Source organism: Micromonospora sp. NPDC003776 (assembly GCF_053605645.1).
This window is the reverse complement of the sequence record NZ_JBSGJR010000178.1, coordinates 1-11,361: the sequence shown is the minus strand read 5'-3', so window position 1 is coordinate 11,361 and position 11,361 is coordinate 1. Positions and strand designations below refer to the sequence as shown.

Annotated in this window: 12 protein-coding genes; 9 read left to right on the top strand and 3 right to left on the bottom strand. The window is 74.1% G+C overall.

Going from position 1 to position 11,361, the window contains the following annotated elements; all coding sequences use genetic code 11:
- From ACWEVO_RS16675 to ispG, 4 genes are all read left to right on the top strand, one after another.
- Nucleotides 1-306 (top strand): GNAT family N-acetyltransferase (locus tag ACWEVO_RS16675; protein WP_452308416.1); only part of this gene is annotated, 306 nt, incomplete at its 5' end.
- Nucleotides 307-439: 133 nt separating this feature from the next.
- Nucleotides 440-1,651 carry a 1-deoxy-D-xylulose-5-phosphate reductoisomerase gene (gene dxr, locus ACWEVO_RS16670; RefSeq protein ID WP_452308415.1) on the top strand — a complete coding sequence of 404 codons (1,212 nt, stop codon included), beginning with the start codon at nt 440-442 and terminating at the stop codon, nt 1,649-1,651.
- Nucleotides 1,651-2,898 (top strand): M50 family metallopeptidase, encoded by a 1,248-nt coding sequence (locus tag ACWEVO_RS16665; protein WP_452308414.1) that lies wholly within the window; start codon nt 1,651-1,653, stop codon nt 2,896-2,898. Before dxr ends, ACWEVO_RS16665 begins: the two co-directional genes overlap by 1 nt.
- A 9-nt stretch (nt 2,899-2,907) precedes the next feature.
- Entirely contained in the window at nt 2,908-4,080 is a 1,173-nt protein-coding gene (ispG, locus tag ACWEVO_RS16660; RefSeq protein WP_452308413.1) for a flavodoxin-dependent (E)-4-hydroxy-3-methylbut-2-enyl-diphosphate synthase, read from the top strand.
- A 66-nt stretch (nt 4,081-4,146) separates the two neighbouring features.
- Here ispG and ACWEVO_RS16655 read toward each other — a convergent pair whose 3' ends face one another.
- The gene (locus ACWEVO_RS16655; RefSeq protein WP_452308412.1) at nt 4,147-4,833 is read right to left on the bottom strand and encodes a winged helix-turn-helix transcriptional regulator; all 687 of its coding nucleotides are present in this window, start codon (nt 4,831-4,833) and stop codon (nt 4,147-4,149) included.
- A gap of 127 nt (nt 4,834-4,960) precedes the next feature.
- Here ACWEVO_RS16655 and ACWEVO_RS16650 point away from each other — a divergent pair, with 127 nt between their 5' ends.
- Entirely contained in the window at nt 4,961-5,785 is an 825-nt protein-coding gene (locus ACWEVO_RS16650; RefSeq protein WP_452308411.1) for a class I SAM-dependent methyltransferase, read from the top strand.
- 60 nt (nt 5,786-5,845) lie between these two features.
- On the opposite strand, the gene ACWEVO_RS16645 is transcribed toward ACWEVO_RS16650, so the two are convergent.
- Nucleotides 5,846-6,439 carry a PadR family transcriptional regulator gene (locus tag ACWEVO_RS16645; RefSeq protein ID WP_452308410.1) on the bottom strand — a complete coding sequence of 198 codons (594 nt, stop codon included), beginning with the start codon at nt 6,437-6,439 and terminating at the stop codon, nt 5,846-5,848.
- A 123-nt stretch (nt 6,440-6,562) separates the two neighbouring features.
- Between ACWEVO_RS16645 and ACWEVO_RS16640 the strand changes: the two genes are divergently transcribed.
- From ACWEVO_RS16640 to ACWEVO_RS16630, 3 genes are all read left to right on the top strand, one after another.
- Nucleotides 6,563-7,789, top strand: coding sequence for an MFS transporter (locus tag ACWEVO_RS16640; protein ID WP_452308409.1), 1,227 nt, complete (start codon nt 6,563-6,565; stop codon nt 7,787-7,789).
- A 66-nt stretch (nt 7,790-7,855) separates the two neighbouring features.
- Entirely contained in the window at nt 7,856-8,695 is an 840-nt protein-coding gene (locus ACWEVO_RS16635) for a GNAT family N-acetyltransferase (RefSeq protein ID WP_452308408.1), read from the top strand.
- Between the two features lie 116 nt (nt 8,696-8,811).
- Nucleotides 8,812-9,732, top strand: coding sequence for an ATP-binding cassette domain-containing protein (locus ACWEVO_RS16630; protein WP_452308407.1), 921 nt, complete (start codon nt 8,812-8,814; stop codon nt 9,730-9,732).
- Here ACWEVO_RS16630 and ACWEVO_RS16625 read toward each other — a convergent pair.
- Nucleotides 9,707-9,922, bottom strand: a complete 216-nt coding sequence (locus ACWEVO_RS16625) for a hypothetical protein (protein WP_452308406.1) — start codon at nt 9,920-9,922, stop codon at nt 9,707-9,709. The two genes, ACWEVO_RS16630 and ACWEVO_RS16625, sit on opposite strands and share 26 nt — an antisense overlap.
- A gap of 259 nt (nt 9,923-10,181) precedes the next feature.
- Between ACWEVO_RS16625 and ACWEVO_RS16620 the strand changes: the two genes are divergently transcribed.
- The gene (locus ACWEVO_RS16620; RefSeq protein ID WP_452308405.1) at nt 10,182-11,267 is read left to right on the top strand and encodes a 3-deoxy-7-phosphoheptulonate synthase; all 1,086 of its coding nucleotides are present in this window, start codon (nt 10,182-10,184) and stop codon (nt 11,265-11,267) included.
- Nucleotides 11,268-11,361: the final 94 nt, after the last annotated feature.

Here is an 11,361-nt window from a genome sequence, read left to right as displayed (position 1 = left end):
GGCCGGGCGGCGGGCAGCGTCCTGCTCAAGCCGCTGCCCGGACGGGACGGGGTGACCCCGACCGACGACATCGAGGTCGGCTGGCACCTGCACCCCGACTCGCAGGGCCACGGCTACGCCACCGAGGCCGCCCGAGCGGTGGTCGAGCGGGAGTTCGCCACCGGCACCCGGGAGGTCTACGCCGTGGTGATGGCCGGCAACGAGGCGTCGATGGCGGTGGCCCGCCGGCTCGGCATGACCCACCTCGGCATCCGGTCCGACTGGTACGGCATGGACCTGGACACCTTCGTGCTGCGCGCGGAGTGACGGGTCCGGTGCGTGCGATCCGCCGGGGTCGCGCCGAGCGGGCGGCGGGACGGGATAGCCCCGACGGGGGAACCGGACTCCGGGGAGTGAGGCTCCCAGCGGGCGCTCAGGGGCGCTGGGGAAGAATGGGCGGGTGACGTCTCCCCGCGACCTCGTCCTGCTGGGCTCGACCGGCTCGATCGGGACCCAGGCCATCGACATCGTCAAGCGCAACCCGGACCGGTTCCGGGTGGTGGCGATCGGCGCCGGCGGCGGCAACGTCGAGCTGCTCGCCGGGCAGGCCCTGGAGCTGGGCGTGGAGGTGGTCGGCGTGGCGAAGGCGTCCGCCGCTCAGGATCTCCAGCTCGCGTTCTACGCCGAGGCGAGCCGGCGCGGCTGGGCCACCGGCGACTTCAAGCTGCCCAAGATCGTGGCCGGCCCCGACGCGATGACCGAGCTGGCCGGCTGGCCCTGTGACGTGGTGCTCAACGGGGTGGTCGGCTCGCTCGGGCTGGCGCCGACCCTGGCCGCGCTGCGCGCCGGGCGTACCCTCGCCCTGGCCAACAAGGAGTCGCTGGTGGCCGGCGGCCCGCTGGTCAAGGCCGCGGTGACGCGGTCGGGGCAGATCGTCCCGGTGGATTCCGAGCACTCGGCACTCGCGCAGTGCCTGCGCGGCGGCACCCGGGGCGAGGTGCGCCGGCTGGTGGTCACCGCCAGCGGCGGGCCGTTCCGGGGCCGGCGCCGCGACGAGCTGACCGAGGTCACGCCCGAGCAGGCCCTGGCCCATCCCACCTGGAACATGGGCCCCGTGGTCACCATCAACTCCGCCACCATGGTCAACAAGGCGCTCGAGGTGATCGAGGCGCACGAGCTGTTCGACGTGCCGTACGCCGACATCGAGGTGATGGTCCACCCGCAGTCGGTGATCCACTCGATGGTCGAGTTCACCGACGGGTCCACCCTCGCCCAGGCCAGTCCGCCGGACATGCGGCTGCCCATCGCGCTCGGCCTCGGCTGGCCGGACCGGGTGCCCGGCGCGGCCGCCGCCGTCGACTGGACGAAGGCGCACACCTGGGAGTTCTTCCCGCTGGACGACGCCGCGTTCCCGGCCGTCGCGCTCGCCAAGGCGGCCGGCGAGGCCGGCCGGTGCCGGCCGGCGATCTACAACGCGGCCAACGAGGAGTGCGTCGCGGCGTTCGTCGCCGGGCGGCTGCCCTTCCTCGGCATCGTGGACACCCTCCAGCGAGTGCTGGAGGACGCTCCCGACTTCGCCGAACCAGGTACCGTCGAGGACGTGCTCGCCGCCGAGTCGTGGGCACGGGCGCACGCCCAGGAGATCATCGTCGGGTCGGTGGAAGGAGCCTGATGGTTTACCTGCTCGGGGTGGTGCTCTTCGCCCTCGCGATCCTCATCTCGGTGAGCCTGCACGAGGCGGGGCACATGCTCACCGCCAAGGGCTTCGGGATGAAGGTCACCCGCTACTTCGTCGGGTTCGGCCCGACCCTCTGGTCCGTCAAGCGGGGCGAGACCGAGTACGGCGTGAAGGGCATCCCGCTCGGCGGCTTCTGCAAGATCGTCGGGATGACCCCGCAGGACGACGACGTCGACCCGGCCGACGAGCCGCGCGCCATGTGGCGGTACCCGGTGTGGAAGCGGACGATCGTGATGTCCGCGGGCTCCATCACCCACTTCGCCCTGGCCCTGGTGACGCTCTGGATCATCGCGGTCTCCGCCGGCCTGCCCAACCCGAAGTTCCCGAGCACCGAGGCGGGCTTCAAGGCCGAGCCCGCGGTGATCGCCCTGGCCCCGTGCGTCGTGGTGGAGAACGTCAGCCGGGGCTGCCAGGCCGGTGACCCGGCCAGCCCGGCCGCCCAGGCCCAGCTCAAGGACGGCGACCGGATCACCGCCGTCAACGGCAAGCCGGTCTCCACCTGGGGCGACATGCTGGACGTGGTCCGGGCCACCAAGCCCGGCACGGCCACCATCGAGTACGTCCGCGACGGCCGGACCGCGACCGCCGCCGTCGACCTGGCCGCCGTGCAGCGCCCGCCGCTGACCGATCCGAAGGGCGCCACCTCGCCGGTCTCCGCGATGGGCGTCATGCTCCGGCCGACCACGCCGACCCTGGTCCAGTACGGTCCGGTGGACGCCTTCGGCGCCACCGCCGACTTCACCGGCAACATGGCCGTGCAGACCGTGCACGCCCTGCAGCGGATCCCGCAGAAGGTGCCGGCCCTGTGGACCGCGATCACCGGTGGCGAGCGGGACGCCGACACCCCGATCAGCGTGGTCGGCGCCAGCCGCCTCGGGGGCGAGGCGGTGGAGAACAGCGCCTGGCTGGTGTTCTTCATGCTCTTCGTCTCGCTGAACTTCTTCATCGGCGTGTTCAACCTGCTGCCGCTGCTGCCGCTGGACGGCGGCCACATCGCCATCGCCTGGTTCGAGCGGGCCCGGTCCTGGGTGTACGCCCGGATCGGCCGCCCCGACCCTGGCCGCGTCGACTACCTCAAGCTCATGCCCATCACGTACGCGGTGATCCTCATCGGTGGCGCGTTCACGCTGCTGACCGTCACCGCGGACGTCGTCAACCCGATCACGCTCTTCTCAAGGTGAGTGCCTGAAGTGACCGCTGTCAGTCTCGGTATGCCGCCCGTACCGCCGCCGCCGCTCGCCCCGCGCCGGGCCAGCCGCCAGATCATGGTCGGTTCCGTGCCGGTCGGTGGGGGCGCGCCGGTCTCCGTGCAGTCCATGACCACCACCCTGACCGCCGACGTGAACGCCACGCTCCAGCAGATCGCCGAGCTCACCGCAGCCGGCTGTCAGATCGTCCGGGTGGCCGTGCCGTCCCAGGACGACGTCGAGGCGCTGCCGGCGATCGCCCGGAAGTCGCAGATCCCGGTGATCGCCGACATCCACTTCCAGCCGAAGTACGTCTTCGCGGCGATCGACGCCGGCTGCGCGGCGGTCCGGGTGAACCCGGGCAACATCCGCCAGTTCGACGACAAGGTCAAGGAGATCGCCAAGGCCGCCGGCGACGCGGGCGTGCCGATCCGGATCGGCGTGAACGCCGGCTCGCTCGACAAGCGGCTCCTCGCCAAGTACGGCAAGGCCACCGCCGAGGCGCTGGTCGAGTCGGCGCTCTGGGAGTGCTCGCTCTTCGAGGAGCACGGCTTCCGGGACATCAAGATCTCGGTCAAGCACAACGACCCGGTGGTGATGATCCGGGCGTACCGCCAGCTCGCCGAGAAGTGCGACTACCCGCTGCACCTGGGCGTCACCGAGGCCGGCCCGGCCTTCCAGGGCACCATCAAGTCGGCGGTCGCCTTCGGCGCCCTGCTGGCCGAGGGGATCGGCGACACCATCCGGGTCTCCCTCTCCGCCCCGCCGGTCGAGGAGATCAAGGTCGGCACCGCGATCCTGGAGTCGCTGGGGCTGCGCGAGCGGGGCCTGGAGATCGTCTCCTGCCCGTCCTGCGGCCGGGCCCAGGTGGACGTCTACAAGCTGGCCGAGGAGGTCACCGCCGGCCTGGAGGGGCTGCCGGTGCCGCTGCGCGTCGCGGTCATGGGCTGTGTGGTGAACGGCCCCGGCGAGGCCCGCGAGGCCGACCTGGGCGTCGCCTCCGGCAACGGCAAGGGCCAGATCTTCGTGAAGGGTCAGGTCGTCAAGACCGTGCCCGAGGGCCAGATCGTGGAGACGCTGATCGAGGAGGCGCTCCGGATCGCCGACGAGATGGGCGCCGAGATCCCCGAGGAGCTGCGCGACCTGGTGCCCGGCGCCACGGTCACCGTGCACTGATCCCGGATCCGCCACCACGTGCGGCCGTCCCCAGCGGGGCGGCCGCACGTGTCGTTTCCGGCCGGCTCAGGCCCTCGCCGTCGGCCTCGGTACGGCGGCGAACTCGGAGAGGGTGAACCACCGGGGCAGCGCGCGGCGCAGGGCCTCCGGGCCGGTCACCTCCACCGTGCCGCCGCGCAGCGCGTCCGGCCAGCTCAGATCGCCCAGCCAGATCCGTACCAGGGCACGCAGGTCGGCGTCGACGGCCACCGCGACGTCGTGGCCCGGGTCGACGTCGCAGACGTCGGCCTCGCCGGTGTGGATGACGAGCCACCAGTCCCGCAGGTCGGGCGGCACGTCGCGGAACCGGAACCGGACCACCGTCCGGCCGGCCGGTACGGCGCTGTGGTCGACGTGCCGGTGCATGTCCCACAGCAGCAGCTTCGGGTCCAGGTCCGCGTCGCCCAGCTCACCGATCCAGCGGATCCCCCACGCGCCGAGCGCCTCGAGCACCGGCCGCAGCTCCCGGCCGGCCTGGGTCGGCACGTACCGCACGTCGGCGCCGTCGACCTGCCGCTCCACCACGCCGGCCCGGACCAGTTGGTGCAGCCGCCGGGACAGCAGGGTGGGCGACATCCGCGGCAGCCCCCGGCGCAGCTCGTTGAAGCGCTCGGAGCCGCTCACCAGCTCCCGGACGACCAGCAGCGTCCAGCGCTCGTCGAGCAGTTCCATGGCCTTCGCGACGGGGCAGAACTGGTGGTAGGTGGCCCCCATGGGCGGCACGCTACGCCGCCGGAGCAGGCCGGACCAGGAGCTTGTCGGGTCCGGTACAGATCTCGTACTAGGTTGCCGCCGCCCCGCTGCCTAGCGTCCGAACCAGGCACGAGGCAGAGGAGCAGCGATGATCGATTCAATCGAACCGGACCAGGGGGTGAAGGCCCGGCACCGGCGGATGTGGGCGCTGGGCAGCTACGCCACGGTCGCCGCGGAGGTCATCCCGGAGCTGGGGGCGACCCTGGTCCGGGCGGCGGGTGTCGGCCCGGGGGAGCGGGTGCTGGACGTGGCCGCCGGCACCGGCAACGCGGCCATCCCGGCGGCTCTGGCCGGGGCGGACGTGGTGGCCAGCGACCTGACCCCCGAGCTGCTGGAGATCGGGCGGGCGCTCGCCGCCGAGCGCGGTGCCCGGCTGGACTGGCAGGAGGCCGACGCCGAGGCCCTCCCGTACGCCGACGGCGAGTTCGACCGGGTGCTGTCCTGTGTCGGGGTGATGTTCGCGCCCCGGCATCAGGCCAGCGCCGACGAACTGGTCCGGGTCTGTCGTCCGGGGGGCACGATCGGCCTGGCCAACTGGACGCCGGAGGGGTTCGTCGGGCAGCTGTTCGCGGTCATGAAGCCGTACGCGCCGGCCCCGCCGCCGGGTGCGCAGCCACCGCCGCTCTGGGGCCGGGAGGAGCACGTCCGCGCCCTGTTCGGCGACCGGGTGACCGACATCGTCGCGCAACGCCGGAGCGTCACGGTGGACCGGTTCGCCGGCCCCGAGGAGTTCCGCGACTACTTCAAGGCCCACTACGGGCCGACGGTCGCGGTGTACCGGGCGATCGCCGGGGAGCCCGAGCGGGTCGCCGCGCTGGACCGGGACCTCGCCGACCTGGCCCGCCGGCACCTCGGTGCCGACGGCGGGATGGGCTGGGAGTACCTGCTGCTCACCGCGCGTCGGCGGGGCTGACCGGGCCCCGGCGGGGGTGGCGGTCCCGAGGCCACCCCCGCCGGCGTACGCCCCGCCGGCTCACTCCGACTCGGCGAGGATGGCGTACAGCTTGCGCCGGGTCTCGTCGAGCACCTGGGCGGCCCGCTCCCGCTGGTCGTCGGTGCCGGTCATCATCACCTGGCGCAGCGCGTGCATGGCCTGCTGGCCGGCGTCCCGGATGTCGTGCCAGCTGCTGACCGTCGTCTCGGCGAATTCCGCCCAGGGCGGGGTCTGCGCGGCCTCCGCCGCCTCGGCCCGCCCCTGCTCGGCGAGGGTGAATCGCTTGCGGCCGCCGTCGGAGTCGGCGGCGGCGACGATGACGCCTTCGTCCTCCAGCAGCTGCAGCGTCGGGTAGATCGATCCGGGGCTGGGCCGCCAGGCCCCGCCGGTGCGGGAGTCGATCTCCTGGATCATCTCGTAGCCGTGCATGGGCCGCTCGGTGAGCAGGGCCAGCACGGCGCCGCGCACGTTCGGCCGGCGTCCCCGGCCGCGTCCCCGGCCGCCCCGGCCGTGTCCGTGCCCGTGGCCGCCGGGCCCGGGTGGGAACGGCGGCGGGCCGGGCGGGACGGGCGGGAAGCCGAAGCCGCGCATCCGCATCTCGTGCATCTGGTGCATGCGTCGGTGGAAACCCATCGGGCTCTCCTTCTCGTAGTCCTATCGTTGATGCATCGACGATATATCGGCAATGCATCGGCGACAAGCCCGGATGCTGGAAACCGATTTCAAACCGTACGTACGTCTTGCTAGGCTGCGGGCGTGCGCCTGATTCCGGAACCGGGCCCGGCCCGGACCCTCGCCCTGTCCAGCCTGATCAACACCATCGGCCGGGGCACCTGGCTGACCGCCAGCGCGTTGTTCCTGACCCGGTCGGTGGGGCTGACCGTGGCCCAGGTCGGCCTCGGCCTCACCCTCACCGCGCTGGTCAGCCTCGTGGTCAGCGCGCCCATGGGCTACCTGGCCGACCGGTACGGCCCGCGTGGCCTCCAGGTCGCCGCGCTGCTCGCCTCGGCCGCCTGCACCGCCGGGCTGCTGGCCGTCGGGTCGTTCGCGGCCTTCCTCGTGGTCGGCACGCTGATGGCGGTCGTCGACGCCGCCGCCCGCGGCTCCCGGGGCGCGCTGATCGCCGGGGCGGTCCCGCCGGACCAGCGGGTCCGCACCCGGGCCTACCTGCGGGCGGTCACCAACGTGGGGATCTCCGTCGGAGCGGTGCTCGCCGGCGTCGGGCTGGCCGCCGACACCCGCGCGGCGTACGCGTCGCTGATCCTCCTGGACGCCGCGACCTACCTGGTCGCGGCGGCGGTGCTGCTCCGGCTGCCGGCCGTGCCGCCGGTCCCGGCGCCGACGCACGGGCCCCGCCTGATCGCCCTGCGGGACCGGCCGTTCCTCGCCTTCACGGTGCTCGACGGCCTGATGTCGATGCACTTCGGGCTGATCAACATCGCCCTGCCGCTCTGGATCGCCGGACACACCACGGCGCCGCGCTGGCTGATCTCGGCGTGCCTGCTGGTCAACACCGTGATGGTGGTGCTCTTCCAGGTGCGCGCCTCGCGGGGCACCGAGGAGCTGGCCGGCGCGGGCCGGGCCGCCCGCCGGGCCGGCGCCGTCATCGCCGCCGCCTGCGCGCTCTTCGCGCTCAGCGGTGGCATGTCCGCCACCGTCGCCGTGCCGCTGCTGCTGGCCGGGGCGCTGGTGCACGTGGTGGGGGAGCTGTGGCACGCCGCCGCCGGATGGGGCATCTCGTTCGGCCTCGCCCCTGCCCACGCGCAGGGCCAGTACCAGGGCGCGTACGGGATGGGCATGCAACTCGGGTCGATGGTGGCCCCGGTGGTGGTCACCACCCTGGCGGTCGGCTGGGGCGTGCCCGGCTGGCTGCTGCTCGGCGGGCTGTTCCTGCTGCTCGGGCTGCTGGTGCCGCCGGTGGTGCGGTGGGCGGCCCGGACCCGTCCCGCCGAGCCGGCCGGGGCGCCCGTGCCGGTCGGCTGAGCCGCCGCTCACCGGGTCCTCAGGTCGGCCCGCGCGCTCCCGGGCGCATCTGGCAGGCTGGTACCCGTGCTCACGGTGCCGGTACGCCAACTCGGGGAATCGGAGCGCCGTGCGGTCGAACGGCTGCTCGACCTCGACCCGTACGCCGGCGCGCAGGTCGCCGAGCGGGTCGCCGCCCGGGGCCTGGCCTGGTGGCGGGCCGAGGGGCGGATCCTGGGCTACGGCTCCCGCCGCAACCTGGAGTCGATCTGCTGGCTGGGCGGCAACCTCACGCCGGTGCTCGCCTCCGCGCCGGCGGTGGCCGCCTTCGCCGAGCAGTTGAGCACCGAGGAGCGGCTCTGCTCCTCGATCGTGGGCCGCGCCGACGCGGTGCTCGGCCTCTGGGACCGTCTGTCCGCGCACTGGGGGCCGGCCCGGGACGTACGCCCCAACCAGCCGCTGCTGGCCACGGACGCGCTGCCTGCCGTGGCGGCCGACCCCGACGTGCGCCGGGTGCGCGGCCACGAGATCGACCAGCTGTTCCCGGCGGCGGTGGCGATGTACACCGAGGAGGTCGGGGTGTCGCCGCTGGTCGAGGACGGCGGGCGGGGCTACCGGCGGCGGGTGGCCGACCTGGTCCGGGCGGGGCGCGCCTACGCCCGGTTCGCGGACGGCAAGGTGATCTTCAAGGCCGAGTTGGCCGTGGTGACCCGGCGCACCGCCCAGGTCCAGGGGGTCTGGGTGGCGCCGGAGTGGCGCGGCCGGGGGATCGCCACCGCAGCGATGGCGGCCGTGGTCCGGGACGCCCTGGACCGGTTCGCGCCCACGGTCAGCCTCTACGTCAACGACTTCAACCTGCCCGCCCGGCGGGTCTACGAGCGCTGCGGCTTCCGCCCGGTGGGCACGCTCGCCACCGTGCTGTTCTGATCCCCACCCCGGCCGCATGGCCGGGATCACGTCGCCCCGAATTGCGCCGAACCGGACAGTCGGCGCTATGCTGGCCATGTTTTGTACTGACCGGTCAGTTCAAGGGTTGGGGAATCGTGAAGATCGTCGAGGCCAGCGGGCTGGGTCTGCGGACCCGCCGCGGCTGGGTGTACCGGGACGTCGACCTCACCGCCGAGGCCGGGGAACTGCACGCCGTCACCGGGCCGCCCGGCAGCGGTCGTACCTCCCTGCTGCTCGCGCTGGCCGGGCGCTTCCCGCACACCGAGGGCGAGCTGCGCCGCCGGGGCCCGGCCGCGCTGGGCCAGGTCGCCGGGGTGCACGAGCCGGACCCGACGCTGACCGTCGCCGAGCACATCCAGGAGCGGCTGCTGCTGCTCGGGCCGGTGCCGCGCCGCCGTCGCCAGCTCGTCCCGGTCGCCGCGGTGCGGGCCCGCCGGGCCTACCGTCGGGACGCCCTCGCCGCCGCCCTGGCCGGCGCCGGCCTCACCGACGCCCCGCTCGACCCCGACCGGTACGGCCGCGACCTCACCCCCGTCGAGCGGCAGGTGCTCGGCCTGGTGCTGGCCATCCTGAGCGGACCCAGCCTGATCGTCGCCGACGACGTGGACGCCGGCGCCGACGCCCCCGAACGGGAGTGGATCTGGGACGCCCTGGCCCGCCTCGCCGACCCTTCCGCGCCGGGGCGCGGCGGTGGTTGCTGGCCGCGCTGGCCGACCCGGACTCCCCCGACCTGGGCCGCAGCCTGGCCGAGGTCGGTGCGGCGGTGGCCGGGGACGCGCCGCGGCTGGTGCTCGCGGTGGCCTCCGCGGTCGGGCCGTGGCGACCGTTCGGGCAGGTCAGCCTGGAGATGCCGCGCGGCGCCCGGGAGGACGCCGCGCTCGCCTTCGATCCGGTCGGCAACGTGCCGCCGGGCCTGCGGTTGGCGGGTCCGCTCGGCTGGCTGCGCGGGACGACCTACCGGGGCTCCCGCCGGGGTCGGGGGGCGACCGTTCAGTCCGGCGGCTCGGACGGGGTGACGGTCTGATCGGAGGTCCGGTGCTCCAGCACCGTGTCCGGGGCGGCGTTCTGGTCCTCCTCCCGGATGTCCGATTCGCTGAGGATGGCGTCGGCCTGGGCCTCGGCGTCCTCGCTGCCCACCGCCGCCTCCTCGGGCAGCAGGTGCGCCCGGGACTCGATCCGCTCCTGGTCGCTCTGGTCGTGGCTCATGGCTTCCCCATACCCCGCGTTCCGCAGTGCGGAACGGAGCGGGACTTCCCGGTCGCGTCGGGTAAGCTGGCCGGCGTGACGCGGTCGTATCGATGGTTCAGGCAGCCGGCTGGAGGAGCCGGTGACTCGACCATGATCTGACGTCACTCCTCTTCGAGCCGGCCGGGCAGGGATCTTTTCCCTGCCCTTTCGCGTACGAGCAGCCGGCTCGACCTCGGGCGCCGGCCCCGGGGGCACGGTCGGCGGAAGGAAACCCACCGTGACGACCCCGGACGCCCGTCGGGTCATCGACCAGCGGATCGACCGTGTCGTGCCGCTGACCACCCCGGCTCTGCTGCACCACCACCTGCCCCTGGAGGCCCCGCTCGCCGAGGTCGTGGTGACCGGCCGACGCGCCGTCGGCCGGGTGCTGGACCGCGCCGACGACCGGCTGCTGGTCGTGGTCGGCCCGTGCTCCGTGCACGACCCCGCCGCCGCCCTCGAGTACGCGGGCCGGCTGCGCGAGGCCGCCGACCGGCTCGCCGACGACCTGCTGGTGGTGATGCGCGTCTACTTCGAGAAGCCGCGCTCGACGGTCGGCTGGAAGGGCCTGATCAACGATCCGGGGCTGGACGGCTCCGGCGACGTGAACACGGGGCTGCGGACCGCCCGCGCGCTCCTGCTCGACGTGCTGCGCCTCGGCCTGCCGGTGGGCTGCGAATTCCTCGACCCGATCACCCCGCAGTACATCGCCGACACGGTGGCGTGGGGCGCGATCGGCGCACGGACGGTGGAGAGCCAGGTGCACCGGCAGCTCGCCTCCGGCCTGTCCATGCCGATCGGCATGAAGAACCGCCCCGACGGAAGCATCTCGACCGCGGTGGACGCGATCCGGGCCGCGGGGGTGCCGCACGTCTTCCCCGGCATCGACGTCTCCGGCACCCCGGCGATCATGCACACCCGCGGCAACGCGGACGGCCACCTGGTGCTGCGGGGCGGCGGCGGCCGGCCCAACTACGACGCCGCGTCGGTGGCGGGCGCGCTGGACCTGCTCCGGGCGGCCGGCCTGCCGGAACGCGTGGTGATCGACGCCAGCCACGCCAACAGCGGCAAGGACCACCGCAACCAGCCGCTGGTCGCCGCCGACGTGGCCGCCCAGCTCGCCGCCGGCCAGCGCGGCATCGTCGGCGTCATGTTGGAGAGCTTCCTCCAGCCCGGCCGACAGGATCTCGACCCCACCCGGGAGCTGGAGTACGGCAGGTCGATCACCGACGCCTGCATCGGCTGGGACACCACGGCCGAGGTCCTCGACCACCTGGCCCAGGCGGTCCGCGCCCGCCGCGCCACCCTCCCCACCCCCGCCTGACCCACCCCGGACCCCCAACGCCCCCCCGGCCCCCGGGGGGGCGGGGGGGGGCGGGGGGGGGGGTGGGAGGGGGCGCGCCGGGAGTGGGGAGCAG

Coding starts and splice junctions, on each gene's coding strand:
- ACWEVO_RS16625 (WP_452308406.1), bottom strand. CDS start 9,922: ATGAGCCACGACCAGAGCGACCAGGAGCGGATCGAGTCCCGGGCGCAC.
- ACWEVO_RS16665 (WP_452308414.1), top strand. CDS start 1,651: ATGGTTTACCTGCTCGGGGTGGTGCTCTTCGCCCTCGCGATCCTCATC.
- ACWEVO_RS16655 (WP_452308412.1), bottom strand. CDS start 4,833: ATGGGGGCCACCTACCACCAGTTCTGCCCCGTCGCGAAGGCCATGGAA.
- ACWEVO_RS16650 (WP_452308411.1), top strand. CDS start 4,961: ATGATCGATTCAATCGAACCGGACCAGGGGGTGAAGGCCCGGCACCGG.
- ACWEVO_RS16645 (WP_452308410.1), bottom strand. CDS start 6,439: ATGGGTTTCCACCGACGCATGCACCAGATGCACGAGATGCGGATGCGC.